At 71.8% G+C, this 26,984-nt stretch carries 29 protein-coding genes; 19 read left to right on the top strand and 10 right to left on the bottom strand.

Annotation, left to right across the window (positions count from 1 at the left end; genetic code table 11):
- Positions 1 to 12 precede the first annotated feature (12 nt).
- Positions 13 to 1,284, top strand: coding sequence for an MFS transporter (locus ABZ719_RS19685; RefSeq protein ID WP_366726454.1), 1,272 nt, complete (start codon positions 13 to 15; stop codon positions 1,282 to 1,284).
- A gap of 141 nt (positions 1,285 to 1,425) precedes the next feature.
- On the opposite strand, the gene pgl is transcribed toward ABZ719_RS19685, so the two are convergent.
- From pgl to tkt, 5 genes are read right to left on the bottom strand one after another with little or no spacing between them, the layout of a single operon-like run.
- A complete protein-coding gene (gene pgl, locus ABZ719_RS19680; RefSeq protein ID WP_366726453.1) occupies positions 1,426 to 2,208 on the bottom strand; it encodes a 6-phosphogluconolactonase in 783 nt (260 codons plus the stop codon).
- Complete coding sequence (opcA, locus tag ABZ719_RS19675) at positions 2,205 to 3,263, bottom strand: glucose-6-phosphate dehydrogenase assembly protein OpcA (RefSeq protein WP_366726452.1); 1,059 nt, start codon at positions 3,261 to 3,263, stop codon at positions 2,205 to 2,207. Before opcA ends, pgl begins: the two co-directional genes overlap by 4 nt.
- Positions 3,260 to 4,798 (bottom strand): glucose-6-phosphate dehydrogenase, encoded by a 1,539-nt coding sequence (gene zwf, locus ABZ719_RS19670; protein ID WP_037860779.1) that lies wholly within the window; start codon positions 4,796 to 4,798, stop codon positions 3,260 to 3,262. The genes opcA and zwf overlap by 4 nt, the downstream gene beginning before the upstream one ends.
- 4 nt (positions 4,799 to 4,802) lie before the next feature.
- Positions 4,803 to 5,921, bottom strand: a complete 1,119-nt coding sequence (gene tal / locus ABZ719_RS19665; RefSeq protein ID WP_366726451.1) for a transaldolase — start codon at positions 5,919 to 5,921, stop codon at positions 4,803 to 4,805.
- 34 nt (positions 5,922 to 5,955) lie between these two features.
- A complete protein-coding gene (gene tkt, locus ABZ719_RS19660) occupies positions 5,956 to 8,043 on the bottom strand; it encodes a transketolase (RefSeq protein WP_366726450.1) in 2,088 nt (695 codons plus the stop codon).
- Between the two features lie 489 nt (positions 8,044 to 8,532).
- On the opposite strand from tkt, the gene ABZ719_RS19655 reads away from it, so the two are divergent.
- The 3 genes from ABZ719_RS19655 (at position 8,533) to ABZ719_RS19645 (ending at position 11,080) form a co-directional block, all read left to right on the top strand.
- Positions 8,533 to 9,462, top strand: a complete 930-nt coding sequence (locus tag ABZ719_RS19655; protein WP_366726497.1) for a heme o synthase — start codon at positions 8,533 to 8,535, stop codon at positions 9,460 to 9,462.
- Between the two features lie 93 nt (positions 9,463 to 9,555).
- Entirely contained in the window at positions 9,556 to 9,888 is a 333-nt protein-coding gene (locus tag ABZ719_RS19650; protein ID WP_366726449.1) for a hypothetical protein, read from the top strand.
- 85 nt (positions 9,889 to 9,973) lie between these two features.
- Positions 9,974 to 11,080, top strand: a complete 1,107-nt coding sequence (locus ABZ719_RS19645; protein WP_366726448.1) for an amidohydrolase family protein — start codon at positions 9,974 to 9,976, stop codon at positions 11,078 to 11,080.
- Between the two features lie 108 nt (positions 11,081 to 11,188).
- On the opposite strand, the gene ABZ719_RS19640 is transcribed toward ABZ719_RS19645, so the two are convergent.
- The 4 genes from ABZ719_RS19640 to ABZ719_RS19625 all read right to left on the bottom strand — a co-directional run bounded on the left by ABZ719_RS19640 (position 11,189) and on the right by ABZ719_RS19625 (position 15,003).
- The gene (locus tag ABZ719_RS19640; protein ID WP_366726447.1) at positions 11,189 to 12,202 is read right to left on the bottom strand and encodes a COX15/CtaA family protein; all 1,014 of its coding nucleotides are present in this window, start codon (positions 12,200 to 12,202) and stop codon (positions 11,189 to 11,191) included.
- A 67-nt stretch (positions 12,203 to 12,269) separates the two neighbouring features.
- Positions 12,270 to 13,055, bottom strand: a complete 786-nt coding sequence (locus ABZ719_RS19635) for an ABC transporter permease (protein ID WP_366726446.1) — start codon at positions 13,053 to 13,055, stop codon at positions 12,270 to 12,272.
- A 180-nt stretch (positions 13,056 to 13,235) separates the two neighbouring features.
- A complete protein-coding gene (locus tag ABZ719_RS19630) occupies positions 13,236 to 14,159 on the bottom strand; it encodes an ABC transporter ATP-binding protein (protein ID WP_366726445.1) in 924 nt (307 codons plus the stop codon).
- Positions 14,160 to 14,190: 31 nt separating this feature from the next.
- The gene (locus tag ABZ719_RS19625) at positions 14,191 to 15,003 is read right to left on the bottom strand and encodes an AAC(3) family N-acetyltransferase (RefSeq protein WP_366726444.1); all 813 of its coding nucleotides are present in this window, start codon (positions 15,001 to 15,003) and stop codon (positions 14,191 to 14,193) included.
- 161 nt (positions 15,004 to 15,164) lie between these two features.
- Here ABZ719_RS19625 and ABZ719_RS19620 point away from each other — a divergent pair, with 161 nt between their 5' ends.
- The 11 genes from ABZ719_RS19620 to dapD all read left to right on the top strand — a co-directional run bounded on the left by ABZ719_RS19620 (position 15,165) and on the right by dapD (position 23,762).
- Complete coding sequence (locus tag ABZ719_RS19620) at positions 15,165 to 15,905, top strand: ArsR family transcriptional regulator (RefSeq protein ID WP_366726443.1); 741 nt, start codon at positions 15,165 to 15,167, stop codon at positions 15,903 to 15,905.
- A complete protein-coding gene (sufB, locus tag ABZ719_RS19615; protein ID WP_225828092.1) occupies positions 15,902 to 17,323 on the top strand; it encodes a Fe-S cluster assembly protein SufB in 1,422 nt (473 codons plus the stop codon). Before ABZ719_RS19620 ends, sufB begins: the two co-directional genes overlap by 4 nt.
- A gap of 59 nt (positions 17,324 to 17,382) precedes the next feature.
- Positions 17,383 to 18,606, top strand: a complete 1,224-nt coding sequence (sufD, locus tag ABZ719_RS19610; RefSeq protein ID WP_366726442.1) for a Fe-S cluster assembly protein SufD — start codon at positions 17,383 to 17,385, stop codon at positions 18,604 to 18,606.
- Entirely contained in the window at positions 18,603 to 18,926 is a 324-nt protein-coding gene (locus tag ABZ719_RS19605; RefSeq protein ID WP_360962584.1) for a non-heme iron oxygenase ferredoxin subunit, read from the top strand. Before sufD ends, ABZ719_RS19605 begins: the two co-directional genes overlap by 4 nt.
- Before the next feature lie 7 nt (positions 18,927 to 18,933).
- On the top strand, positions 18,934 to 19,698 hold the full coding sequence (gene sufC / locus ABZ719_RS19600; protein WP_366726441.1) for a Fe-S cluster assembly ATPase SufC: 765 nt from the start codon (positions 18,934 to 18,936) through the stop codon (positions 19,696 to 19,698).
- On the top strand, positions 19,695 to 20,951 hold the full coding sequence (locus tag ABZ719_RS19595; protein WP_366726440.1) for a cysteine desulfurase: 1,257 nt from the start codon (positions 19,695 to 19,697) through the stop codon (positions 20,949 to 20,951). Before sufC ends, ABZ719_RS19595 begins: the two co-directional genes overlap by 4 nt.
- Positions 20,952 to 20,962: 11 nt before the next feature.
- Entirely contained in the window at positions 20,963 to 21,430 is a 468-nt protein-coding gene (sufU, locus tag ABZ719_RS19590; protein WP_366726439.1) for a Fe-S cluster assembly sulfur transfer protein SufU, read from the top strand.
- Entirely contained in the window at positions 21,427 to 21,759 is a 333-nt protein-coding gene (locus tag ABZ719_RS19585) for a metal-sulfur cluster assembly factor (RefSeq protein WP_010039749.1), read from the top strand. The genes sufU and ABZ719_RS19585 overlap by 4 nt, the downstream gene beginning before the upstream one ends.
- 97 nt (positions 21,760 to 21,856) lie before the next feature.
- On the top strand, positions 21,857 to 22,177 hold the full coding sequence (locus ABZ719_RS19580) for a multidrug efflux SMR transporter (RefSeq protein ID WP_366726438.1): 321 nt from the start codon (positions 21,857 to 21,859) through the stop codon (positions 22,175 to 22,177).
- Entirely contained in the window at positions 22,177 to 22,731 is a 555-nt protein-coding gene (locus tag ABZ719_RS19575) for a TetR family transcriptional regulator (RefSeq protein ID WP_366726437.1), read from the top strand. Before ABZ719_RS19580 ends, ABZ719_RS19575 begins: the two co-directional genes overlap by 1 nt.
- Positions 22,732 to 22,775: 44 nt before the next feature.
- Positions 22,776 to 23,762: a 2,3,4,5-tetrahydropyridine-2,6-dicarboxylate N-succinyltransferase gene (gene dapD / locus ABZ719_RS19570; RefSeq protein ID WP_366726436.1), complete on the top strand. Its 987-nt coding sequence runs from the start codon at positions 22,776 to 22,778 to the stop codon at positions 23,760 to 23,762.
- A 276-nt stretch (positions 23,763 to 24,038) separates the two neighbouring features.
- Here the strand turns inward: dapD and dapA are convergent, their stop codons facing one another.
- Positions 24,039 to 24,968, bottom strand: coding sequence for a 4-hydroxy-tetrahydrodipicolinate synthase (dapA, locus tag ABZ719_RS19565; protein ID WP_366726435.1), 930 nt, complete (start codon positions 24,966 to 24,968; stop codon positions 24,039 to 24,041).
- Positions 24,969 to 25,125: 157 nt separating this feature from the next.
- Here dapA and ABZ719_RS19560 point away from each other — a divergent pair, with 157 nt between their 5' ends.
- Genes ABZ719_RS19560 through ABZ719_RS19545 form a run of 4 tightly spaced genes read left to right on the top strand, consistent with a single transcriptional unit; the run spans position 25,126 to position 26,940 of the window.
- Positions 25,126 to 25,275: a hypothetical protein gene (locus tag ABZ719_RS19560; RefSeq protein WP_366726434.1), complete on the top strand. Its 150-nt coding sequence runs from the start codon at positions 25,126 to 25,128 to the stop codon at positions 25,273 to 25,275.
- Positions 25,272 to 26,024: a hypothetical protein gene (locus tag ABZ719_RS19555; protein WP_366726433.1), complete on the top strand. Its 753-nt coding sequence runs from the start codon at positions 25,272 to 25,274 to the stop codon at positions 26,022 to 26,024. The genes ABZ719_RS19560 and ABZ719_RS19555 overlap by 4 nt, the downstream gene beginning before the upstream one ends.
- A gap of 53 nt (positions 26,025 to 26,077) precedes the next feature.
- Positions 26,078 to 26,530 (top strand): phage holin family protein, encoded by a 453-nt coding sequence (locus ABZ719_RS19550; RefSeq protein ID WP_366726432.1) that lies wholly within the window; start codon positions 26,078 to 26,080, stop codon positions 26,528 to 26,530.
- The gene (locus tag ABZ719_RS19545) at positions 26,527 to 26,940 is read left to right on the top strand and encodes a DUF3618 domain-containing protein (protein WP_366726431.1); all 414 of its coding nucleotides are present in this window, start codon (positions 26,527 to 26,529) and stop codon (positions 26,938 to 26,940) included. Before ABZ719_RS19550 ends, ABZ719_RS19545 begins: the two co-directional genes overlap by 4 nt.
- The last annotated feature ends 44 nt before the right edge of the window (positions 26,941 to 26,984 follow it).

Raw genomic sequence — 26,984 nt, 5'->3', positions numbered from 1 at the left:
GAGGGGGCGGCGATGACGACGCTGGACGCGGCCGAGGCCGTGACACGGCCCGCGTGGGGCGGGGCTTTCGGACGGCTGTGGAGCGCCGCCGTGCTGTCCAGCTTCGGCGACGCGCTGCGCACGGCCGCGCTGCCCCTGCTCGCCGCCTCCCTGACCGGTGACCCCCTGCTCATCGCCTCCGTCGCGGCCTGCGGCTATCTGCCCTGGATCCTCTTCGGGCTGCTGGGCGGAGCGGTCGCCGACCGGGTGGACCAGCGGCGCGCGATGTGGACGGTGGACGCGGTACGCGGCCTGCTGGTCGGTGGTTTCGCCGTGACCGTCGCCCTCGGACACGCCTCGATCGCCCTGCTCATCGCCCTGGCCTTCGCGCTCACCACCCTCCAGACCCTCTTCGACAACGCGGCGACGGCCCTGCTGCCCGCCCTGGTGGACCGGACGGCGCTCGGCAGCGCCAACGCCCGGCTGATGACGGGACAGCGCATCGCCGGCGGCCTCCTGGGCGGTCCGGTGGTGCCCGTCCTGCTCGCTGCCGGTGCCGCCGCGCCCTTCGCCGCCGACGCCGTCACCTTCGTCCTGGCCGCGGCGCTCGTGGCCTCGCTGCGCACCGCGGCACCCGAGCGCGCACCGAGACCGGCGGGCAGCACCCTGCGCCGGGAGATCACCGACGGCCTGCGCGTACTGGGGCGGGATCGGGCACTGAGAGGCCTGTGCGCCGCCACCGCCCTGTGCAACGTCGGCATGGCCGCGCTCATCGCGACCCTGGTCGTGCTGGTGACGCGCTGGCTGCACGCCGGACCCGGCGGGTACGCGGCGGCGATGACCGCCTACACGGTCGGCAGCCTGGCCGGGGGAGCGGTCAACGGCCCGGTCGTCGCCCGCCTCGGCCGGATGCGGGCCGTGCTGCTGGCCGGAACGACGCAGATCGCGGCCCTCACCGTCATGGGCACGGTGCGCAGCCTGACCGCACTGGTGGCGGCGATGGCCGTCTTCGGCCTCATGGGCATGGTGTGGAACGTGAACACGACCACGCTGATGCAGCAGCGCAGCCCCGCCCCCGTGCTGGGCCGGGTCAGCGCCGCCTTCCGGACCCTGGCCGTCGCCGGGGCTCCGCTGGGCGCCCTGCTGGGCGGTGCCGTCGCCACCGCCTGGGGCCCCGGCACACCGGCGCTGCTCACGGCCGGGTTCTTCGTCCTGTCCGTCGCCGCGCTGATACGCGTGCGCGAGGAGCCCCCGGCCGGCAGCGCCGCGGGGGACGGTGCGGCGCCGGCTCAGGACACCCGCTGAGCCGGCGGGGGAAGGGCGGAGCGGCGCCGTCCCGGCCGTGAGGGTGCCGGGCCGGTCCGGCCGAGCGCGTACGACGGGGGCGGCACGAGCCGTACTGCCCGTGCCGCCCCCGGATGCCGATCCGTCGTCGCCCCTCGCCCGTCAGGCCGACGCCGGCGGGTACAGCGACCTCGGCAGCTGCGAGGCCGCCGCCGTGTCCAGCAGCCACAGCGTGCGCGCGCGGCCGTACGCGCCCGCCGCCGGGGCCTGGATCTCGCCCGCGCCGGACAGCGCCATCGCCACCGCGTTCGCCTTGTCCTCGCCCGCCGCGAGCAGCCACACCTCACGGGCCGAGCGGATCGCGGGCAGGGTGAGGGAGACCCGGGTGGGCGGCGGCTTCGGCGCGCCGTGCACGCCGATGACCGTGCGCTCCGTCTCCCGCACCCCCGGCAGCTCCGGGAACAGGGACGCCACGTGCGTGTCCGGGCCGACGCCCAGCATCAGCACGTCGAAGGTGGGGACCGAGCCGTGGTTGGCGGGGCCGGCCGCGTGGGCCAGCTCCTCGGCATAGGCCTCCGCCGCCGCCTCGACGTCCGTACCCCACGGGCCGTCCGAGGCGGGCATCACGTGCACCCGCTTCGGATCCAGCGGGACGGAGTCCAGCAGGGCCTGCCTGGCCTGCGTGACGTTGCGCTCGGGATCGCCCTCGGGCAGGAACCGCTCGTCACCCCACCACAGGTCGAGCCGGCCCCAGTCGACGGCGTCCCGGGCGGGCGCCGCGGCCAGCGCGGCCAGCACGCCGTTGCCGTTGCGGCCACCGGTCAGCACCACGGACGCGGAGCCCGTGGAGGCCTGCGCGTCCACGATCTTCGTGATCAGCCGGGCCGCGGCGGCCTGCGCCATCAGCTCCTTGTCACGGTGGACGACCAGCTGCGGAGTGCTCACTTCGCCGCCGCCTTCCGGGTCGGGGCCTTGCGGGCGGTCTTGGCGGCGGCGCGCCGTGCGGGCGCCTTCGCCGTCTCCTCCTCGGAGGTGGCCACCGCGACCGCCGCCCCCGCGGAGGTCTGCGGCGCGGAGCTGTTCAGCCGCTCCACCCCGAAGCGCAGCGCCGACGCGTAGGTGTCGTCCGGGTCGAGCCGCCGCAGTTCCTCCGCGATGAGTTCGGCCGTCTCCCGCCGCTTGAGGGCCACCGCGCGTTCCGGCTGCCCCTGGACGGAGAGCGTGGCCAGCCTGCCGTCGGCCCGGCCCAGCTCGATCGGACCGCAGGTGGTGTCCATGCGGACCGCGGTCAGCCCGGGCCCGGAGGACAGCGAGCGCTTCACCGGCACGTCCAGCCGGTCCGCGAGCCACATCGCCAGCAGCTCGCAGCTCGGGTTGAACTCCTCGCCCTCCACCTCGACCGACCGGACCTCGCACGTCACCTGGTCGAGCGCGGCGGCCAGCATGGAACGCCACGGCGTGATCCGGGTCCATGCCAGATCCGTGTCGCCGGGGGTGTACGCCTCGGCCCGCGCGGCCAGTTCCCGCACCGGGTCCTCGCAGGCGTAGGCGTCGGTGACCCGGCGCTGCGCCAGCGCGCCGAGGGGGTCCTCGGCCGGGGCCAGCGGGCCGTTCACCGGCCACCAGACGACGACCGGCGCGTCCGGCAGCAGCAGCGGCAGCACCACGGACTGGGCGTGGTCGCAGACCTCGCCGTACAGCCGCAGGACGACCGTCTCGCCGGTGCCGGCCTCCGCGCCCACCCGCACCTCGGCGTCCAGCCGCGAGGCCGTGCGGTCGCGCAGGGTGCGCGAGACGCGCCGGATGACGACCAGGGTGCGCGAGGGGTGTTCGCGGGAGGCGTCGCCGGCGGCCTTGAGGGCGTCGTAGGCGTTCTCCTCGTCGGTGACGATGACGAGGGTGAGCACCATGCCCACGGCAGGCGTGCCGATCGCCCGGCGGCCCCGCACGAGCGCCTTGTTGATCTTCCCGGCGGTGGTGTCGGTCAGGTCTATCTTCATGGCCGGCGCCAGCTCCGTCCGTCTCGTGCGAGCATCTCGTCCGCCTCGGCCGGTCCCCACGTCCCGGACGCGTACTGCGCGGGCCTGCCGTGGGTGTCCCAGTACTCCTCGATCGGGTCGAGGATCTTCCAGGACAGCTCGACCTCCTCCGTGCGCGGGAAGAGGTTGGAGTCGCCGAGCAGCACGTCCAGGATGAGGCGTTCGTACGCCTCCGGGCTGGACTCGGTGAAGGACTCGCCGTAGGCGAAGTCCATCGAGACGTCCCGGATCTCCATCGAGGTGCCCGGCACCTTCGAGCCGAAGCGCACGGTCACGCCCTCGTCGGGCTGGACGCGGATGACGACCGCGTTCTGGCCCAGCTCCTCGGTGGCCGTGGTGTCGAAGGGGGAGTGCGGGGCGCGCTGGAAGACCACCGCGATCTCGGTGACCCGGCGGCCCAGCCGCTTGCCGGTGCGCAGGTAGAAGGGGACGCCCGCCCAGCGGCGGTTGTCGATCTCCAGCTTGACGGCCGCGTAGGTGTCGGTCTTCGACTTCTTGTCGATGCCGTCCTCTTCGAGGTAGCCGATGACCTTCTCGCCGCCCTGCCAGCCGGCCGCGTACTGCCCGCGCACGGTCGTCGAGCCGAGGTCCCCGGGCAGCCGGACGGCGCCGAGCACCTTCTCCTTCTCCGCCGCCAGCGCGTCCGCGCCGAAGGAGGCGGGCTCCTCCATCGCGGTGAGCGCCATCAGCTGGAGCAGGTGGTTCTGGATGACGTCACGGGCGGCGCCGATGCCGTCATAGTACCCGGCCCGGCCGCCGATGCCGATGTCCTCCGCCATGGTGATCTGCACGTGGTCCACGAAGGACCGGTTCCAGATCGGCTCGAACATGGTGTTGGCGAAGCGCAGCGCCAGGATGTTCTGGACGGTCTCCTTGCCCAGGTAGTGGTCGATGCGGAAGACCTGGTCCGGGGCGAAGACCTCGTGGACGACCTTGTTCAGCTCCTCGGCCGACTCCAGGTCGTGGCCGAACGGCTTCTCGATGACCGCGCGCCGCCAGGAGCCGCCCGTCTGGTCGGCCAGCTGGTGCTTCTTCAGCTGCTGGATGACGACCGGGAAGGACTTCGGCGGTACGGACAGGTAGAAGGCGAAGTTGCCGCCCGTGCCCTGCGCCTTGTCGAGTTCCTCGATGGTGCCGCGCAGCCGTTCGAACGCCTCGTCGTCGTCGAAGGTGCCCTGCACGAACCGCATGCCCTGGCTGAGCTGCTGCCAGACCTCCTCGCGGAACGGCGTGCGCGAGTGCTCCTTGACGGCGTCGTGCACGACCTGGGCGAAGTCCTCGTGCTCCCAGTCGCGCCGGGCGAAGCCGACCAGCGAGAAGCCCGGCGGCAGCAGGCCGCGGTTGGCGAGGTCGTAGACGGCGGGCATCAGCTTCTTGCGCGACAGGTCGCCCGTCACGCCGAAGATGACCAGGCCCGACGGCCCCGCGATACGCGGGAGCCGTCGGTCGGCGGGGTCACGGAGCGGGTTCGCCCCGGTGCCGGAAAGAGGCGACAAGGCGTCAGCCCTCCGCGGGGGCGAGGCGCTCCAGCTCCGCCTCGGTCGACTTCAGCAGGTCGTTCCAGGAGCCCTCGAACTTGTCGACGCCCTCGTCCTCCAGGACCTGGACCACCTCGTCGTAGGAGATGCCGATCCTCTCCAGGGCGTCGAGGTCGGCACGGGCCTGCTCGTAGGTGCCGCGGACCGCGTCGCCGCGGATCTCGCCGTGGTCCTCGGTGGCCTCCAAGGTGGCCTCCGGCATGGTGTTCACCGTGTTCGGCGCCACCAGTTCCTCGACGTACATGGTGTCCTTGTACGCCTTGTCCTTCACACCGGTGGAGGCCCACAGCGGACGCTGCTTGTTCGCACCGGCGTTCTCCAGCGCGTTCCAGCGGTCGGAGGAGAAGACCTCCTCGTAGGCCTGGTAGGCCAGGCGCGCGTTGGCCACGCCGGCCTTGCCGCGCAGGGCCTTGGCCTCGTCGGTGCCCATCTCGTCGATGCGCCGGTCGATCTCGGTGTCGACGCGGGAGACGAAGAAGGACGCCACCGAGTGGATCTTGGACAGGTCCAGGCCGCGCTCCTTGGCCTTCTCCAGGCCGCTCAGGTAGGCGTCCATGACCGCGCGGTAGCGCTCCAGCGAGAAGATCAGCGTGACGTTGACGCTGATCCCGTTGCCGATGGTCTCGGCGATGGCCGGCAGACCCGCCTGCGTGGCCGGGATCTTGATGAGCGTGTTGGGGCGGTCCACCAGCCAGGCCAGCTGGCGGGCCTCGGCGACCGTCGCCTTGGTGTTGTGCGCCAGACGGGGGTCGACCTCGATGGAGACCCGGCCGTCCTGGCCGTCGGTGGCGTCGAAGACCGGGCGCAGGATGTCGGCGGCGTCGCGGACGTCCGCCGTGGTGATCATGCGGATGGCCTCTTCGACGGTGACCCGGCGGGCGGCGAGGTCCGACACCTGCTGGTCGTAGCCGTCGCCCTGCGAGATCGCCTTCTGGAAGATCGTCGGGTTGGTGGTGACGCCCACGACGTGCTGCTGGTCGATCAGCTCGGCGAGGTTGCCGGACGTGATCCGCTTGCGCGACAGGTCGTCCAGCCAGATCGCGACGCCTTCATCGGAGAGGCGCTTGAGTGCGTCTGTCATGGAAATTGCATCTCCTACGTGTCGTATATGAGCGTCAGCGCTGGGCGGCGGCGAGGGATTCCCGCGCCTTGGCGGCCACGTTCTCGGCGGTGAAACCGAATTCGCGGAACAGCACCTTGGCGTCGGCGGAAGCACCGAAGTGCTCCAGGGAAACAATGCGTCCGGCGTCCCCGACGTACTTGTGCCAGGTCAGGGCGACACCGGCCTCGACCGCGACGCGGGCGCGCACGGCCGGGGGCAGCACGCTGTCCCGGTACCCCTGGTCCTGCTCCTCGAACCACTCGACGCACGGCATGGACACCACGCGGGTGGGAACGCCGTCGGTCTGGAGCTGCTCCCGGGCCTCCACGGCCACGTGCACCTCGGACCCGGTGGCGATCAGGATGACCTGCGGCTCGCCGCCCTCGGCCTCGAACAGGACGTAGCCGCCGCGCACGGTGTCGTCGTTGGGCTCGTACGTCGGCACGCCCTGGCGGGTCAGCGCGAGGCCGTGCGGGGCGCCCTTGCCGAACTCCTTGGTCCAGCGGCGCTGGATCTCGGTCCAGGCGATGGCGGTCTCGTTGGCGTCGGCGGGGCGGACCACGTTCAGGCCGGGGATGGCGCGCAGCGAGGCGAGGTGCTCGACCGGCTGGTGGGTGGGGCCGTCCTCGCCCAGGCCGATGGAGTCGTGCGTCCACACGTACGTCACCGGCAGGTGCATCAGCGCCGACAGGCGCACCGCGTTGCGCATGTAGTCGGAGAAGACGAGGAAGGTGCCGCCGTACGCGCGGGTGTTGCCGTGCAGCGTGATGCCGTTCAGCTCGGCGCCCATCGAGTGCTCGCGGATGCCGAAGTGGATCGTGCGGCCGTAGGGGCTCGCCTCCGGCAGCGGGTTGCCCTCGGGCAGGAACGACGACGTCTTGTCGATCGTGGTGTTGTTCGAGCCGGCCAGGTCGGCGGAGCCGCCCCACAGCTCGGGCAGCACCTCGCCGAGGGCCTGGAGCACCTTGCCGGAGGCCGCGCGGGTGGCCACGCTCTTGCCCGCCTCGAAGACCGGGACCTTCTCGGCCCAGCCGGCCGGCAGCTCGGCGGCGGCGATGCGGTCGAACTCGGCGGCCCGCTCCGCGTTCGCCTCACGCCAGGCCTGGAAGGACTTCTCCCAGACGGCCTTCGCCTCCCGGCCGCGCTCCAGAGCCTCGCGGGTGTGGCCGATGACCTCGTCGGAGACGTCGAAGTGCTTGTCGGGGTCGAAGCCGAGGACGCGCTTGGTGGCCGCGACCTCGTCCTCGCCCAGCGCCGAGCCGTGCGCGGCCTCGGTGTTCTGCGCGTGCGGGGCCGGCCAGGCGATGATCGAGCGCATCGCGATGAAGGACGGCCGGTCGGTGACCGCCTTGGCCTCCTGGATCGCCGCGTAGATGGCCTGCGGGTCCAGGTCGCCGTCGGCCTTGGGCTCCACGCGCTGCACGTGCCAGCCGTAGGCCTCGTACCGCTTGACGGTGTCCTCGGAGACGGCCGTCTCGGTGTCGCCCTCGATCGAGATGTGGTTGTCGTCCCACAGCAGGATCAGGTTGCCGAGCTTCTGGTGGCCGGCCATCGAGGACGCCTCGGCGGAGATGCCCTCCTGGAGGCAGCCGTCACCGGCGATGCAGTAGACGAAGTGGTCGAAGGGGGACTGGCCGGCGGGGGCCTCCGGGTCGAACAGTCCGCGCTCGTAGCGGGACGCCATCGCCATGCCCACGGCGTTGGCCACGCCCTGGCCCAGCGGACCGGTCGTCGTCTCCACACCGGCCGTGTGCCCGTACTCCGGGTGGCCCGGGGTCTTGGAGCCCCAGGTGCGGAAGGACTCCAGGTCCTCCAGCTCCAGGCCGAACCCGGCCAGGTACAGCTGGGTGTAGAGGGTCAGGGAGGAATGACCGGCGGACAGCACGAAGCGGTCGCGGCCCACCCACTGCGGGTCGGCGGGGTCGTGCCGCATCACCTTCTGGAACAGGGTGTAGGCGGCAGGAGCCAGGCTCATCGCCGTACCCGGATGGCCGTTTCCGACCTTCTGTACGGCATCGGCGGCCAGGACGCGCGCGGTGTCCACCGCACGCTGGTCCAACTCGGTCCACTCGAGGTCTGTGGTGGTCGGCTTGGTGCTCACCCTGGTTCAGGGCTCCTCTCCACATGTCGGATGCCGGTGCGCGTGTCCGGGCACCGGCTGCCGGCGTTCTGGCGCCGGCCGGCCGCTGTTGAGCCTACCCCCGTAAAGACGTGCGTTTTTTCGAGTCATTCAAGACTGCCGGGACTCCGGGAAATCCGCCTCCCGACGGCTCCTTCCCTTATTCGGCAAGTGAATACGGGGGCGCTCATCCGATCGCTCATTCGAGCCGTCGCGCGCCCGTCGGAAACCCATTCCGGACGCCCGCGCCGGCCCGCCCCCGCGACCGGCGTCCGGCGGCTGCCGGGCGGGCTGCGCCAACACGACCCACCCCCGCGAATGTCCGGGTCTGGGCAACGTCTACAGTGGCGTGGTACGCGCGAGTCTTTACCCCCTGTTCACAGGGGCGGGGCTCGCTGGGAGTCTCTGTCAGGGGTGTGCGTGACGGCCGTCGAATCCCGTCCTGGGGGTCCCTCCCAGGCCCTTAAGGCCCTGGGGGAGGGAGTACTCGGTGCAGGTCAGAGCCCGAGCAACCGGTCGTTCGGGGCCCGTGTCAAGGCGTTCGTGGCACTGACCAAGCCGCGGATCATCGAGCTGCTGCTCATCACCACCGTTCCGGTGATGTTCCTGGCGCAGCAGGGTGTGCCCAACCTGAAACTGGTGCTGCTCACCTGCGTCGGCGGCTACCTGTCCGCGGGCGGCGCCAACGCGCTCAACATGTACATCGACCGTGACATCGACGCGCTCATGGACCGCACCTCGCAGCGCCCGCTGGTCACCGGGATGGTCAGCCCGCGCGAGTGCCTCGCCTTCGGCATCACCCTGGCGGTCGTCTCGACACTGCTGTTCGGTCTCACCGTCAACTGGCTGTCGGCGTGGCTGTCGCTCGGAGCGCTCCTCTTCTACGTCGTCGTCTACACGATGATCCTCAAGCGGCGCACGTCGCAGAACATCGTGTGGGGCGGCATCGCCGGCTGCCTGCCGGTGCTCATCGGCTGGTCCGCGGTCACGAACTCGATGTCGTGGGCGCCGGTCATCCTCTTCCTCGTCATGTTCTTCTGGACGCCGCCGCACTACTGGCCGCTGTCCATGAAGGTCAAGGAGGACTACGCGCGCGTGGGCGTGCCGATGCTCCCGGTGATCGCCTCCAACAAGGTGGTGGCCCGGCAGATCGTCATCTACAGCTGGGTGATGGTCGTCGTCTCGCTGCTGCTGACGCCGCTCGGCTACACGGGCTGGTTCTACACGGTGGTCGCCCTGCTGGCCGGCGGCTTCTGGCTGTGGGAGGCGCACGGGCTGCAGAACCGCGCCAAGGCCGAGGTGACCGGCGCGAAGCTGAAGGAGATGCGCCTGTTCCACTGGTCGATCACCTACGTGTCGATCCTCTTCGTCGCGGTGGCGGTGGACCCCTTCCTGCGCTGACATCCCCTGACGTCCGCCACGGGCGGGGCACGTGGTCAAGGCCACGTACCCCGCCCGTCGCCGTTCGCTCTACCCGTCGGTAGCATCCTGGCCATGGCAGACACGCAGCAGGTTGACCCCAAGGCCGAGCGCAAGGCGGCCCGCCTCGCCCAGCGGATCGGCTCCTTCGCCAAGGCGCACGGCGGGGCCGAGGGACAGGTCGCGTACATCGGACAGCGCGGCGCCCGGATCGTCCTCGTCGGCGAGGACGGCACCTGGGGCGACGTCGTGGCCCCCACCTACGCCATCGCCGAGCAGGCCGTGCGCGAGTCCGGGATCACCGTCCACGAGTCCTTCGACGGCGAGTTCGCCGCCAAGGTGCGGACGGGCCCCTACGAGTGGAAGCGGATGGCCGGCATCCAGCTCGGCGGCCCGGCCAACGGCTGAACAAAGCCGCGGGGCGGGCAACACCTGAGAGCCGGTTCACCCGTTAGGACCTTACGGAGGATGTGGTCCAGCCGGGGGAGACCGGATGATCGAAACGCCGTCCCTCGTGGACCAGCACTGCCACGGCGTCCTGCGGACGGAACTGGGCCTCGGCACCTTCGAGGCCCAGCTGGCCCGCACCGAGGGGCCGCCCGCCCCGGGCACCACCCTCTTCGACACCCAGACCGGTTTCGCCGTACGCCGCTGGTGCCCCCCGCTGCTCGGCCTGGAACCGCACTGCCCGCCCGCCCGCTACCTCGCCCGGCGCCGCGAGCTGGGCGTCCTGGAGGCCGGCCGCAGACTGCTGCGCGGTAGCGGCGTCACCGCCTACCTGGTGGACACCGGGCTCCCCGGCGACCTCACGGGACCCGGCGAGATGGCCTCGGCGGGGGCCGCCGCCGCCCACGAGGTCGTCCGCCTGGAACTCCTCGCCGAGCAGGTCGCCGACACCTCGGGAACCGTCGGGTCCTTCCTGGCGAACCTCGCCGAGTCGGTGCACGGCGCGGCGGCCCAGGCGGTCGCCTTCACCTCCGTGGCGGCCCTGCGGCACGGCCTGGCGCTCGCGCCCGAGCCGCCGGGGCCCAGCCAGGTGCGCGGCGCCGCGGGACGCTGGCTGGCTGGGCGTGAGGTCGGCGGGGAGCTGAGCGATCCGGTGCTGCTGCGCCACCTGCTGTGGATCGCGGTGGCCTCCGGGCGGCCGCTCCAGCTGCACGCCGGGCCGGCCGGGCCGGGCGGACGCGCCGGCCGCACGGACCCGGTGCTGCTGACGGACTTCGTCCGCGCGACCGCGGGTCTGGGCACGGACCTGGTCCTGCTGCACGGCTACCCGCACCACCGCAACGCCGCGCACCTCGCCGCGGTCTTCCCGCACGTGTACACCGACTCGGGCGCCGCGCCGGCGCGCACCGGCGCACGGGCCGCCACGGTGCTCGCCGAGGTCCTGGAGCTGGCCCCCTTCGGCAAGGTCCTCTTCTCCAGCGGCGCCGGCGGACTGCCCGAGCTGCACCTGGTGGGGGCCCGGCTGTTCCGTGAGGCGCTGGGGCGGGTGCTCGGCGCCTGGGTCGCGGAGGGCGCCTGGTCGGCGCAGGACGCGCGGCGGGTGGCACGGATGGTCGCGGCGGGCAACGCACGGCGGGTGTACGGACTGGAGTGACCCGTCGGCTTCCGTGACCGGCGGGGCGCCCCTGGGCGCGGGCTCCGCGCGCGGGCGCCCTGCCCGCAGGCGCCCCTGTGCGCGGATCCCCGACGCGGCCCGGCGCCGTTACGCCTTCGTCAGCGAGGCCGTCTCCACCGGCGCCTCCGGCAGCCTGCCGCTCACCGTCTCAGGCCGCTCGCGCAGCGACAGCAGCACCCGCAGCACGCCGATCCACATCAGGCAGGACCCCAGCATGTGCAGGCCCACCAGGACCTCCGGCAGGTGCGTGAAGTACTGCACGTACCCGATGACGCCCTGGGCGAGCAGGACCAGGAACAGGTCCCGCGTGCGGTGCAGCGGCCCCTTGGGCGCGTCCACGGCCTTGAGGACGAACCACAGGGCGAACGTCAGCGTCACCACGATCCAGGCCAGCACCGCGTGCGCCTTGGCGACCGTCTCCCAGTCGAGCGGGATGCGCTCGACCTCCGCGGAGTCGCCCGCGTGCGGACCCGCGCCGGTCACCACCGTGCCCGCCGCGATCAGCAGCACGCTCGCGACGACCAGGAACCACACCAGCTGCTGCACCGCCTTGCCGACCAGCGGACGCGGCTGCCCGTCACCCTCACGGGTGCGCTGCCACATCACCGTGGCGACCGCGATCAGCGCGGTGGTGAGCAGGAAGTGCGCCGCGACGGTGTAGGGGTTCAGCCCGACGAGGACGACGATGCCGCCGAGCACCGCGTTGCCCATGACCACCCAGAACTGCGCCCAGCCCAGCCGGGTCAGGCCGCGCCGCCAGGGCTTCTGCGCGCGGGCGGCGACGATGGCCCAGCCGACGGCGGCGCACAGCACGTACGTCAGCATGCGGTTGCCGAACTCGATGACCCCGTGGAAGCCCATCGCACGGGTCGTGGTCAGCGAGTCGTCGGTGCAGGTCGGCCAGGTGGGGCAGCCCAGGCCGGAGCCGGTCAGCCGCACGGCGCCGCCGGTGACGACGATGATCACCGCCATGACGAGCGCGGCCATGGCCGCCCGCCGGACGGTCCTTGGCTGCGGGGTCCAGCGTCCGGCGATGAAGGCGAGCGGGTTGCGTACGGCGGACACGGCGTCGTCGCGGGTCAGGTTCGGCACGCGTTCCATCGTAGGGCGCCGCTTGTGCACGCTTTCACGAGGGTCCGTCTCACGAGGGTCCATGGGGTCCGCGGTCCTACTCCCAGCGGAAGAACTTCCCGGCGGCGGCCAGGGCCACGACCGCCCACCCGGCGAGGATCCCGGCGTCGCCCCACGGCATCGCGGCGCCGTGCTGGAGCACGTCCCGCAGCCCGTCGGACAGGGCCGAGATCGGCAGCAGACCCAGCACGTCCTGGGCGCCGGCGGGGAACTTGTCCAGCGGCACGATCACGCCGCCGCCGACGAGCAGCAGCAGGAACACCAGGTTGGCGGCGGCCAGGGTCGCCTCGGCCTTGAGCGTGCCGGCCATCAGCAGGCCGAGCCCGGAGAACGCGGCCGTACCGAGCACCAGCAGCACCAGCACGGCGAGCGGCCCGCCGTGCGGGGACCAGCCGAGCGCGAAGGCGATCACCGTCAGCAGGATCACCTGGAGCACCTCGGTGACCAGCACGGACACCGTCTTGGCGGTCATCAGGGCCCAGCGCGGCAGCGGGGAGGAGGCCAGCCGCTTCAGAACGCCGTAGCGGCGCTCGAAGCCGGTGGCGATGGCCTGCCCGGTGAACGCCGTCGACATGACGGCGAGCGCCAGGACGCCGGGTGTGAGGAAGTCCACGGCCTTGCCCGCGCCGGTGTCCACGATGTCCACGGAACTGAACAGCGCCAGCAGCAGGGTCGGGATGACGACGGTGAGCAGCAGCTGCTCGCCGTTGCGCAGCAGCATCTTCGTCTCCAGCGCCGCCTGTGCCGCGATCATGCGGCTCAGCGGGGCGGCGCCGGGATCGGGCGTGTACGTGCCCGTCGGTGAGCCGGTGGCGGTGGTCACGAGCGCAGCTCCTTGCCGGTCAGCTCCAGGCTGTGTCCTCCCGGGGGGCGACCCCCGGACCCCCGGCCGGGCTCGGTGCGGGACGGATTCATGAACGCAGCTCCTTGCCGGTCAGCTCCAGGCTGTGTCCTTCCGGGGGGCGCCCCCCGGACCCCCGGCCGGGCTCGGTGCGGGACGGGTTCATGAACGCAGCTCCTTGCCGGTCAGCTCCAAAAAGACGTCCTCGAGTGTGTGCCGTTCCACGGAGATCCGGTCGGGCATCACACCGTGCTGCGCGCACCAGGACGTCACCGTGGCGAGCAGTTGGGGGTCGATCTCGCCGACCACCCGGTACGCGCCGGGCGTCAGTTCGGCGGCGGAGGACTCGGGGGGCAGGGCCTTGAGCAGGGAGGCGACGTCGAGGCCGGGGCGGCCGCTGAAGCGCAGGGTGTTCTCCGCGCCGCCGCGGCACAGCTCCTCGGGGGAGCCCTGTGCGATGACCCGGCCGGCGTCGATGATCGCGACGTCGTCGGCGAGTTGTTCGGCCTCGTCCATGTGGTGGGTGGTGAGGATCACGGACACCCCGTCGGCGCGCAGGTCGCGCACCAGGTCCCAGGTGGCCCGGCGGGCCTGCGGGTCGAGACCGGCGGTCGGTTCGTCGAGGAAGACCAGCTCGGGGCGGCCGACGACGGCCATGGCGAGCGCGAGGCGCTGCTGCTGGCCGCCGGAGAGGCGGCGGTAGCTCGTCCGCCCGCAGCCGCCCAGCCCCAGCCGTTCGATCAGGGCGTCCACGTCCAGGGGGTGGGCGTGCAGCCTGGCGACGTGCCGGAGCATCTCCTCGGCCCTGGCCCCGGAGTAGACGCCGCCGGACTGCAGCATCACGCCGACCCGGGGGCGCAGCGCGGCGGACTGCCCGACCGGGTCGAGGCCCAGGACGCGCACCGTGCCGGAGTCCGGCTTCCGGTACCCCTCGCAGGTCTCGACCGTGGTCGTCTTGCCGGCGCCGTTGGGACCGAGAACGGCGGTCACACCCGCCCGCGCCACCAGGTCGAGGCCGTCCACCGCGGTCTTGGTGCCGTACCGCTTCACCAGGGACTGCACCTGGACCACTGGCTCACTTCGCATGGGTCCAGAGTCTAGGGACGCGCCGGGCGCTTCAGGCGGGCGGGTGCGTGATGTCCTCCTCACGGGGACGGTGCAGGGGGAGCCAGCGTTCGGCGTAGGCGACCGCGTCGGCCACGGGGAAGAGCCGGGCGTCGGCCGCGCCGACCTTTCCGATGGCGACGGGCCGGTCCCGTTCGAAGTCGTGCCCGAGTTCGCCGAACCGTTCGGAGGTGACCGACACCTCGGTCACGGTCTCCCAGCCGCGCGGTCCGGGTCTGCCCTCCCGCACGAGGGGCGCGGGGACGCGGTACTCGGCGAGGTGGAAGCAGGTGCAGGTGTCGTATCCGGCACCGAGCAGGAGCACGCGGGCGCCGGCGGCCTCCAGCCGGGCCAGGGGACTTTGCTCGCCCAGCCGGCAGTCGGTGGCGTGGCCGTCGGTGATCTCCCGCGCGCGCGGGCCGACCGCGGCGAACGACGTCTGGGGGTGGGCGCTGCGCAGGGCGCCCGGCCAGGTCCGGACGGTCTCGGGGACGACGCCGACGCCGCAGGTGGGCGTCGTGGCGGGGTCGTAGGCGGGCAGGGTGGCCCGGATGGTGTCCCACCACTCCTCGGGCACCGGCGGGTTGCCCCACAGGGCCGGGTCGGAGAGGTCGCCGCTGTGGGCGGGGACGACGAGGGTGCCGTCCGGGCCGAGGGCGTCGAGGAGCCCCCGGACGACGGCGACGGGGCCTCCGCAGACCCAGCCGAGGGACTTCAGGGAGGAGTGGACCAGAAGGACCTCGCCGGGCCGTACTCCGAGGGCGCGCAGGGCGGCGGCGACCGTGTCGCGGGTCACAAGAGGGCCGGTCGGCAGGGGTGCGGGCATGGCCGGGGAGTCTGGCGCACCCGGAGGGAAGCCGCCACCCGTTTGATCGATCACCGACCGTTTCCGCAGGTCGGATTAGGTTCGCCTAAGTGACGCAGGGCACCGTGCGCCCTGACCGGCGGCGCTTGTCAGGGTCCGAGGAATTACGCAACAATGGCGTTGTGAAAAACGTCGGCGAGGCTCGGGAGACCCCCACGGGGGCCCCGCAGGAGGAGTTCGCGACCGGGGAGCGTTCCACGCGCAACCGGGTCGCGCGGTCCATCCTGGACCACGGTCCCTCGACCGTCGCCGAGCTGGCCGGCAGGCTGGGGCTCACCCAGGCCGCCGTGCGGCGCCACCTGGACGCGCTGGTCGCCGACGACGTCGTGGAGGCCCGCGAGCGGCGGGTGTACGGCGCCCGGACGCGCGGCCGGCCCGCCAAGGTCTTCGCGCTCACCGACTGCGGCCGGGACGCCTTCGACCAGTCGTACGACAAGCTCGCCGCGGACGCCATGCGCTGGATCGCCGAGCGCGAGGGCGGCCAGGAGGCGGTCGCCGCCTTCGCCCGGGCCCGCATCGCCGCCCAGGCGAGCGCCTACCGCCGGGCGATCGAGGCGGCGGGCCCCGGTGAACGCGCCGAAGCGCTCGCCAAGGCCCTGAGCCAGGACGGGTACGCTGCTACGGCGCGCAGCGCACCGGTCGGCGAGCAGCTCTGCCAGCACCACTGCCCGGTCGCCCACGTCGCGGAACAGTTCCCCCAGCTGTGCGAGGCGGAGACGGAGATCTTCGCCGAACTGCTGGGTACCCATGTCCAGCGACTGGCGACCATCGCCCACGGCGACGGCGTCTGCACGACGTTCATCCCCAGGATTTCCCAGACAGACAACGCATCCGCAAGCACGGCCGGGAGGAACCCCGCATGACTCTCCCCACGGAGACTGCCCACCCCGAACTCGAGGGCCTGGGCAAGTACGAATACGGCTGGGCCGACTCCGACGTGGCCGGTGCCTCTGCCAGGCGCGGCCTGAACGAGGACGTCGTCCGTGACATCTCGGGCAAGAAGTCCGAGCCGGAGTGGATGACGAAGCTGCGCCTCAAGGGCCTGAAGCTCTTCGAGAAGAAGCCCATGCCGAACTGGGGCTCGGACCTGTCGGGGATCGACTTCGACAACATCAAGTACTTCGTGCGCTCCACGGAGAAGCAGGCGGAGTCCTGGGAGGACCTGCCCGAGGACATCAAGAACACCTACGACAAGCTGGGCATCCCCGAGGCCGAGAAGCAGCGCCTGGTCGCCGGTGTGGCCGCCCAGTACGAGTCGGAGGTCGTCTACCACCAGATCCGCGAGGACCTGGAGGAGCAGGGCGTCATCTTCCTGGACACCGACACCGCCCTGAAGGAGCACCCGGAGCTCTTCAAGGAGTACTTCGGCACGGTCATCCCGGCCGGCGACAACAAGTTCGCCGCGCTGAACACCGCCGTGTGGTCCGGCGGCTCCTTCATCTACGTGCCGAAGGGCGTGCACGTCGAGATCCCGCTCCAGGCCTACTTCCGCATCAACACGGAGAACATGGGCCAGTTCGAGCGGACCCTGATCATCGTCGACGAGGGTGCCTACGTGCACTACGTCGAGGGCTGCACGGCCCCGATCTACAAGTCGGACTCCCTGCACTCCGCGGTCGTCGAGATCATCGTCAAGAAGAACGCCCGCTGCCGCTACACGACCATCCAGAACTGGTCGAACAACGTCTACAACCTGGTCACCAAGCGCGCCGTCGCCTACGAGGGCGCGACCATGGAGTGGATCGACGGCAACATCGGCTCCAAGGTGACGATGAAGTACCCGGCCGTCTACCTGATGGGCGAGCACGCCAAGGGCGAGACCCTGTCCATCGCCTTCGCGGGCGAGGGCCAGCACCAGGACGCCGGTTCCAAGATGGTGCACATGGCGCCGAACACCTCCTCCAACATCGTCTCCAAGTCGGTGGCGCGCGGCGGCGGCCGCACCTCGTACCGCGGCCTGGTCGAGATCGGTGAGGGCGCCGCGGGCTCCAAGTCCAACGTGCTGTGCGACGCGCTGCTCGTCGACACCATCTCCCGCTCCGACACCTACCCCTACGTGGACGTCCGTGAGGACGACGTGTCCATGGGCCACGAGGCGACCGTCTCCAAGGTCTCCGAGGACCAGCTCTTCTACCTGATGAGCCGCGGTCTGTCCGAGTTCGAGGCGATGGCGATGATCGTGCGCGGCTTCGTCGAGCCGATCGCCAAGGAACTCCCCATGGAGTACGCGCTGGAGCTGAACCGGCTGATCGAGCTGCAGATGGAAGGCGCGGTCGGCTGACGACCGCCCGCCGAGACAGCCAGCGAACACTGACGTAGGAAGAGAGCAGACCGACAGCCATGGCTGAGGCCCAGAACTCCCCCCAGTCCCCGACTCCGCTCGGACAGGGGGCGCCCCCACCGGTGGGTTCCACCACCGCCGGCCAGATCGCGGTGGCCGCGGAGTCGACCGTCGCCACCCGCATGAGCGCGCCCCCGTCCTTCGACGTGGCGGACTTCCCGGTCCCGCACGGCCGGGAGGAGGAATGGCGCTTCACCCCGCTGGAGCGGCTGCGTGGTCTGCACGACGGCACCGCGACCGCCACCGGCACCGGCGTGAAGGTGGACATCCAGGCCCCCGAGGGCGTGACCGTGGAGAGCGTCGGCCGTGACGACGCGCGGCTCGGCAAGGCCGGCACCCCGGTCGACCGCGTCGCCGCGCAGGCCTACTCCGCCTTCGAGCAGGCCTCGGTCGTGACCGTCCCCAAGGAGACCGTCCTGACCGAGCCGATCCGCATCGCGGTGCACGGCGAGGGCGGGGTCGCCTACGGCCACCAGGTCGTCGAGCTGGGCGCCTTCGCCGAGGCCGTCGTCGTCATCGACCACACCGGTGACGCGGTCCTCGCCGCCAACGTCGACTACCTCCTGGGCGACGGCGCCAAGCTCACCGTCGTCTCCGTCCAGGACTGGGACGACAAGGCCGTCCACGTCGGCCAGCACAACGCGCTGGTCGGCCGGGACGCCACCTTCAGGTCGGTCGTCGTCACCTTCGGCGGCGACGTGGTCCGGCTGCACCCGCGCGTGACGTACGCCGGGGCCGGCGGCGAGGTCGAGATGCTCGGCCTGTACTTCACCGACTCGGGCCAGCACCAGGAGCACCGCCTCTTCGTCGACCACGACGCCCCGCACTGCAAGTCGAACGTCGTGTACAAGGGCGCCCTCCAGGGCGAGCAGGCGCACGCGGTGTGGATCGGTGACGTGCTCATCGAGGCCCGGGCCGAGGGCACCGACACCTACGAGATGAACCGCAACTTGGTGCTGACCGACGGCGCCCGGGTCGACTCCGTGCCGAACCTGGAGATCGAGACCGGTGAGATCGTCGGCGCCGGCCACGCCTCCGCCACCGGACGCTTCGACGACGAGCAGCTCTTCTACCTGATGGCCCGCGGCATCCCGGAGCACGAGGCCCGCCGCCTCGTCGTCCGTGGCTTCTTCGCCGAACTGGTCCAGCAGATCGGTGTCAAGGACATCGAGGAGCGCCTGCTCGCCAAGATCGAGGAGGAGCTGGAGGCGTCCGTCGCATGAGCGGTGCCTTTGTACGTGTGTGCGCGCTGAGCGAGCTGGAGGAGGACACCCCGAAGCGGGTGGAACTCGACGGCACGCCCATCTCCGTGGTGCACACCGAGGGCGAGGTGTTCGCGATCCACGACATCTGCTCGCACGCGAACGTCTCGCTCGCCGAGGGCGAGGTCGACGACTGCCACATCGAGTGCTGGCTGCACGGCTCGCGCTTCGACCTCCGTTCCGGCAAGCCCGACAGTCTTCCGGCGACGCGTCCCGTCCCCGTATACCCCGTAAAGATCGAAGGGGACGACGTGCTCGTCTCCCTCTCCCAGGAGTCCTGAGGCATCCATGGCAACGCTTGAAATCCGAGACCTGCACGTCACCGTCGAGGCCGACAACGCCACGAAGGAGATCCTCAAGGGCGTCGACCTCACCGTGAAGCAGGGCGAGACGCACGCCATCATGGGCCCCAACGGCTCCGGCAAGTCGACCCTCGCCTACTCGCTCGCGGGTCACCCGAAGTACACGATCACCGGCGGCACCGTCACCCTCGACGGCGAGGACGTCCTGGAGATGTCCGTCGACGAGCGCGCCCGCGCCGGCCTGTTCCTGGCGATGCAGTACCCGGTCGAGGTCCCCGGCGTCTCGGTCTCCAACTTCCTGCGCACCTCCGCCACCGCCATCCGCGGCGAGGCCCCCAAGCTGCGCACCTGGGTGAAGGAGGTCAAGGAGACCATGGAGCGGCTCCACATGGACCCCGCCTTCGCCGAGCGCAACGTCAACGAGGGCTTCTCCGGCGGTGAGAAGAAGCGCCACGAGATCCTCCAGCTCGAACTGCTCAAGCCGAAGGTCGCGATCCTCGACGAGACCGACTCCGGCCTGGACGTCGACGCGCTGCGGATCGTCTCCGAGGGCGTCAACCGCGTCCGCGAGACCGGCGAGGTCGGCACCCTGCTGATCACGCACTACACGCGCATCCTGCGCTACATCAAGCCCGACTTCGTGCACGTGTTCGCCGACGGCCGCATCGCCGAGTCCGGCGGCGCCGAGCTGGCGGACAAGCTGGAGAACGAGGGCTACGAGGCATACGTGAAGGGTGGCGCATCCGCGTGACACAGCTGCCGGGCCTCCTCGACACCGAGGCGATCCGCAAGGACTTCCCCGTGCTGGACCGGCTGGTCCACGACGGCAAGAAGCTCGTGTACCTGGACAACGCGGCGACCTCGCAGACCCCGCGCCAGGTGCTCGACGTGCTGTCCGAGTACTACGAACAGCACAACGCCAACGTGCACCGCGGTGTGCACGTGCTCGCCGAGGAGGCCACGGCGCTGTACGAGGGCGCCCGCGACAAGGTCGCGGCGTTCGTCAACGCGCCCAGCCGCGACGAGGTGATCTTCACGAAGAACGCCTCCGAGTCGCTCAACCTCGTGGCGAACATGCTCGGCTGGGCCGACGAGCCCTACCGGGTGGACCATGACACCGAGATCGTCATCACCGAGATGGAGCACCACTCCAACATCGTGCCGTGGCAGCTGCTGGCGCAGCGCACGGGCGCGAAGCTGAAGTGGTTCGGCCTGACCGACGACGGCCGCCTGGACCTGTCGAACATCGAGGAGGTCATCACCGAGAAGACGAAGATCGTCTCCTTCGTGCTGGTCTCCAACATCCTCGGCACCCTCAACCCGGTCGAGGCGATAGTGCGCCGCGCCCAGGAGGTCGGCGCCCTGGTCTGCATCGACGCCTCGCAGGCCGCCCCGCACATGCCGCTGGACGTACAGGCCCTGCAGGCCGACTTCGTGGCCTTCACCGGCCACAAGATGTGCGGCCCGACCGGCATCGGCGTGCTCTGGGGCCGCCAGGAACTCCTGGAGGACCTGCCTCCGTTCCTCGGCGGCGGCGAGATGATCGAGACGGTGTCGATGCACTCCTCGACCTACGCCCCCGCCCCGCACAAGTTCGAGGCCGGCACCCCGCCGATCTCGCAGGCCATCGGCCTGGGTGCGGCGATCGACTACCTGAACGCGATCGGCATGGACAAGGTCCTCGCGCACGAGCACGCGCTCACCGAGTACGCGGTGAAGCGGCTCGCGGAGGTCCCCGACCTGCGCATCATCGGCCCGACCACGGCCGAGGACCGCGGCGCGGCGATCTCCTTCACGCTCGGCGACATCCACCCGCACGACGTGGGCCAGGTCCTCGACGAACAGGGCATCGCGGTCCGGGTCGGTCACCACTGCGCCCGGCCGGTCTGCCTGCGGTACGGAATTCCTGCGACCACGCGAGCGTCGTTCTATCTGTACTCCACGCCGGCCGAGATCGACGCCCTGGTCGACGGCCTGGAGCACGTACGGAACTTCTTCGGATGAGGGGCTGAGGCGTGAAGCTGGACTCCATGTACCAGGACGTCATCCTGGACCACTACAAGCACCCGCACGGGCGGGGCTTGCGGGACGGTGACGCCGAGGTGCACCACGTCAACCCGACGTGCGGCGACGAGATCACCCTCCGTGTGAAGTACGACGGTACGACGATCGAGGACGTCAGCTACGAGGGGCAGGGCTGCTCCATCAGCCAGGCCTCGGCCTCGGTGCTGAACGACCTCCTGGTCGGCAAGGACCTGGCCGAGGCGCAGAAGATCCAGGAGACCTTCCTGGAGCTGATGCAGTCCAAGGGGAAGATCGAGCCCGACGACGCGATGGAGGAGGTCCTGGAGGACGCGGTCGCGTTCGCCGGGGTGTCCAAGTATCCGGCCCGGGTCAAGTGCGCCCTGCTGAGCTGGATGGCCTGGAAGGACGCGACGGCCCAGGCGCTGGACGGCGCCGACGCCGAAAGGAAGACGGCATGAGCGAGACCGTGGAGATGAAGCCCGCCTCGGAGGAGGAGCTCCGCGAGGCCCTGATGGACGTCGTCGACCCCGAACTGGGCATCGACGTCGTCAACCTCGGCCTCATCTACGGCATCCACGTCGACGAGTCGAACATCGCGACCGTCGACATGACCCTGACGTCGGCGGCCTGCCCGCTCACCGACGTCATCGAGGACCAGGCCAAGTCCGCCACGGACGGTCTCGTCAACGAGCTGCGCATCAACTGGGTCTGGATGCCGCCGTGGGGTCCGGACAAGATCACGGACGACGGCCGCGAGCAGCTGAGGGCGCTCGGGTTCAACGTCTGACGGACGCGGCGACGGACGGCGGCACCCCCCGGGTGCCGCCGTTTCGCTGTCCGCGCCCCCTGTTCCCGGCCCTCCGCCGTTATGTACGCTCGTACACATGGGATACCTCTTCCTGGCCGGGGCCATAGCCGCCGAGGTCGCCGGAACCACCGCCATGAAGTACAGCGAGGGGTTCAGCAGGGTGGGTCCCTCGGTCCTGACCGCGCTCGGCTACCTGATCTCCTTCGCGCTGCTCGCCCAGACCCTCAAGACCCTCAACGTCGGCACGGCCTACGCCATCTGGTCCGGCATAGGCACCGCGGCCATCGCCACCATCGGTGTGGCCTTCATGGGCGAAGGCATGAACCTCGTGAAGGCCGCCGGGATCGCGCTGATCATCGTCGGCGTGGTCGTGCTCAACCTGGGCGGCGCCCACTGATGCCCCGGCGCTACGATCCCGGCCGGCGGCAGCGGATCATCGACGCGGCGATCCGGGTCGTGGGGGCCAAGGGCATCGCCGGGCTCAGCCACCGCACCGTCGCCGCCGAGGCCGATGTGCCGCTGGGCTCCACGACCTACCACTTCGCCACCCTCGACGATCTGCTGGTCGCAGCCCTGCGCCAGGCCAACGACGGCTTCGCCGAGGCGGTCGCCGCACGCGGCGCGCTGGCCGCCCCGCACCCCGACCTGGCGCGCGAACTCGCCGCCGCGACGGGGGAGTGGCTGGCCGGCGACCGTACCGGAGTCGAGCTGGAGTACGAGCTGTACCTGGCCGCCCTGCGCCGCCCCGCCCTGCGTCCGGTCGCCGCCGAGTGGGCCGACGGCCTCGCCGCCCTCCTGTCCCGGCACACCGACCCGGTCACCGCCCGCGCGCTGGTGGCCCTGGTGGACGGCATCTGCCTCCAGGTGCTGCTGACGGGCGGTTCGTACGACGAGGAGTACGCCCGCGAGGTGCTGGCTCGGGTGATCCCACCGAGGCCGCCCGGCACGTGAGACACGGTTCGCTCCCGCACCCGCCCCCACGTTAGGTTTTCCCCATGACCGACACTGCTCCCCGCACCACCGGCGCCGTCGCCGCCGGACTCGCCACGATCGCCGCCGACGGCACCGTCCTCGACACGTGGTTCCCCGCCCCCGAACTGACGGACGAGCCCGGCCCGGCCGGGACCGAGCGGCTGTCCGCCGAGCGCGCCGCCGGACTGCTCGGCGGCGGCGCGACCGCGGCGACCGGTCCGGACGCCCGCCGGGGCGTCGAGGTGGTCGCGGTCCGTACGGTCATCGCCTCGCTGGACGAGAAGCCGATCGACGCGCACGACGTCTACCTGCGCCTGCACCTGCTCTCCCACCGCCTGGTCAAGCCGCACGGCCTGAGCCTGGACGGCATGTTCGGCTTCCTCGCCAACGTCGCCTGGACCTCGCTGGGCCCGGTCGCCGTCGACGACGTCGAGAAGGTGCGGCTCAACGCCCGCGCCGAGGGCCTGCACCTGCAGGTGACCTCCATCGACAAGTTCCCCCGCATGACGGACTACGTGGCCCCCAAGGGCGTCCGTATCGCCGACGCCGACCGGGTCCGCCTCGGCGCCCACCTCGCCGAGGGCACCACGGTCATGCACGAGGGCTTCGTGAACTTCAACGCGGGCACCCTGGGCACCTCCATGGTCGAGGGCCGCATTTCCGCGGGTGTCGTGGTCGGCGACGGCTCGGACATCGGCGGCGGCGCCTCCACCATGGGCACGCTCTCCGGCGGCGGCAACGTGATCATCTCCATCGGCGAGCGCTGCCTGGTCGGCGCCGAGGCGGGCGTGGGCATCGCGCTCGGTGACGAGTGCGTCGTGGAGGCCGGCCTGTACGTCACCGCGGGCACCCGCGTCACCATGCCCGACGGACAGATCGTCAAGGCCCGCGAACTCTCCGGCGCCTCCAACATCCTCTTCCGCCGCAACTCGGTCACCGGCGCCGTCGAGGCCCGCCCGAACAACGCGGTCTGGGGCGGACTGAACGAGATCCTGCACAGTCACAACTGACGTCGCGCCAGCGATCGTCACGGTGCGGCGTCCTTTCCGTCAGGAGGGGCGCCGCATGCTTTTGCAGCGGTGACGGCGGTTGGACCCACGGCGTGACGGAGGGCGCGAAGGCGGTCGGTGCCGCGAGGTGCGGGGTGCGTCGGCTCCTGCACGGGTTCACGTGGTGGATCAGGGTGGCCCCCCGGGGGCCCTGCCGTCGTGGGCGCGGGGTCCGCCGGGCTCTTTGCGTCGCCGCACCCCGGCGAGCGGGCGGCCCGCCGCGTGCGCCGTGCGGGGTCAGGGCGCGGACGCCATGAGCCGTTCGCGGGCCGTGAGCAGGGCGTCGACCGCCTCCCGGTCCGCGGGGCGCAGGGGCGCGCGGACCGGGCCCGCGGGCAGCCCGAGCGCGTTCAGCAGGCCCTTGACGGTGACCGCACCGGGCAGTCCCGCGGACATCGTCAACTCGACGAGTTCCGTGGCCTGTTGCTGCAACCGGGCGGCCCGCGCCGTGTCGCCCGCGTCGAACGCGTCCAGGACGGCGCGCAGTCGGCCGGGAACGACGTTCGCGACCGTGCTGACGTATCCCGCGCCGCCGACCGCGTAGAGAGCGAGGTTGTGCTCGTCGCAGCCCGCGTAGAACGCCAGGTCCGTGCGCGCCAGCAGCTTCTGGACGCCGAGGAAGTCGTAGGAGCAGTCCTTGACGGCGACGATGCGCGGGTGCGCGGCCAGGCGCAGCAGCGTCGTGGCCTCGATGCGGGTGCCGGTGCGGCCCGGGATGTCGTAGAGCACGACGGGCAGTCCCGAGGCGTCCGCGACCGTGCGGAAGTGCGCCTCCACCGCGTCCTGCGGGGGTCTGCTGTAGTACGGCGTCACCACCAGCACCGCGTCGGCACCGGCCTTCTCGGCTGCCAGGGCGAGGTCGACGGTGTGCCGGGTGTCGGCCGTGCCGACGCCCGCGACCAGTGTGGCCCGGTCCCCGACGGCCTCCCGGACGGCACGGACCAAGTCCGCCTTCTCGGCGTCCGTGGTGGTCGGCGACTCGCCGGTCGTGCCGTTCAGGACGAGCCCGTCGCACCCCTCGCTCACCAGGTGGTCGGCCAGGCGCCCGGCGCCGTCCAGGTCGAGGGCGCCCGACGGGGTGAAGGGCGTGACCATGGCGCACAGGGTGCGGCCGACGGGGCGGGCGGGGGCACCGGCACCCGGTGTGCTCTTCGTGATCGTCGTCATGGAGGTAGTCTCGGCGGACTGTTCATGAAGCTCCACTTAATTCTTCTACAGAGAATCGGTAAGCAATGCTGGAACGACAGTGTGCTGTGTCCAAAGTCGGCCGTTTGGGTCACCATGGGGGGTGAAGGTCACTGACCGGCAGCTCATGGGAGGCGTCATGAAGCTCGGCAAGGCACTGGCCACCGGAGTCGCGCAGGAGGAGGAGCAGCCGCGGCCGGTCGAGGAGGAGACTCCCGCGGAGGCCGTCCGGGTCCCGGAGGAGACACCCGCCGCCACCGCGCCCGAAGAGGTCCCGGCCGCCCGATGAGGCTGCGGCTGCCGACGGAACACCCGACGGAGCCGCCGACCGGTTACAAGATCGCCCACCCGGTGCTGTCACGGGACGGCACCCGGGCCGGGTTCACCGGAGTGTCGCTCGGCGGTGCGCTGCCGTACGGCGTCGTCGCGGACGCCGGCTGCGTCTACGGTCGCCGGCACCGGCCGCCCGCCCGGCTCTGCGACTGCGGCTTCCACTGCGTGCACGAACGCGCCGCCGCGCAGGCGCTGTTGTGCACCGCCGAGCACCGGTCCGCGGTGCTCCTGGAGGTGTCCGTCCTCGGTGCCTACATCCGCTTCGAACGCGGGTACCGCTATGCCCGCCAGCGGGTGCGGGCGATGACGGTCGGACCGTGCGCGTGTGGCGCGCCTGCCGCCGCGCTGGCCGACGCGGGCTGGGGCCGGCCCGGCCGGCTGGCCCTGGCCGCCGCCTGCGCGGGCTGCGTGCGCGGACGTACGGCCCTGACCCTCACCGGGTTCGCCCGGCTGGCCGGGGACGGGCTGCGGGTCCTCGCGGAACCCGGCCCGGCGGATGAGGCCGGGCAGGCCGCGGCGAGCGCTGCGGGCGCTGCGGGCGCTGCGGGCAGTCCGGCGGGGCTCGCGGACGTGGCCGGTCCGGACGGCCGGGGCGGCCCGGGCGTGCCCGAACTCGTCGCCGAGGCCGCCCTGTTGCAGGCCCGGCTCGACTGGTTCCAGACCCAGCTGGCCCTGCTCGGCGAGCGCGGCCCGGGCCAGGGGTAGCGGAGGCGTCGACGGGTACCCGGCCGTCCCGGACCGAGAGGAGGCGGGACACCGTGACCGGGACCATCGATGCCAGACCTGTCCGCGCGCAGCACCCCGTAGCGGGCGACCGCCCGGCGCACGACCGGTCGGTGGGCGAACTCGTCCACGACGCCACCGAACAGCTCTCCCTGCTGGCACGGCAGGAAGTCGCCCTCGCCAAGGAGGAGCTGACCGCCAAGGGGCGGCGCATGGGGCGCGGCGGCGGACTGCTGGGCGCCGCGGGCGCACTCGCGTACGTGGGGGTGTTCGCGCTCGCCGGGACGGGCGTGGCCGCACTCGCGCTGGTGCTGCCCGTGTGGGCCGCCGCACTCATCGTGACCGGCGTGCTGTTCGCGCTCGCGGGCCTGCTGGCCCTGACCGGACGCGCCCAGTTGCGGCGCGCCGGACCGCCCACACCGCAGCAGGCGCTCGGCAGCGTCAAGGCGGACGTCGAGGAACTCAAGGAAAGGGCACACCACCGATGACCGACGGCAGGCAGGGGGCGGCCGGCGGGGCCGCGCGAGCCCTGGGAGCGAAGGGGCCGGACGAACTGCGCCGGCAGATCGAGCAGACCAGGACCCGGCTCGGCGACACCGTCGAGGAACTGGCGGCGAAGGCCGACGTCAAGGGCCGCACCAGGGCCCGCGCGGCCGACCTGCGGGACCGCGCCGGGGCCATGAGCGTCCAGATGCGCAGCGGTGCCGCGCAGGCCGGGCACCGCGCCGAGGAACGGGCCGCCGACGCGCTGCGGCGCACGCGGCAGTCCGCCGGCCGGCCGGTGAGCGACGCAGCCCGCGCCTGCCGCCGCCATCCGCGCCCGCTGCTGATCCTGGGCGCGGCGGGAATGGTCGCGCTGACGGCGGGACTGCTGAGGCGGCGGCGCGCGCACAGGTGAGAGGACGCAGAGTACGGCCGAGGTGCGGCGCGCCACGAGCCAGT

Origin of the sequence: Streptomyces sp. NPDC006743 (genome assembly GCF_040703815.1) — a bacterium.
In the GTDB taxonomy this organism is placed as follows: Bacteria; Actinomycetota; Actinomycetes; order Streptomycetales; family Streptomycetaceae; genus Streptomyces.
Note: the sequence above shows the minus strand (reverse complement) of the source record. Positions and strands in the feature narration are given on the sequence as shown.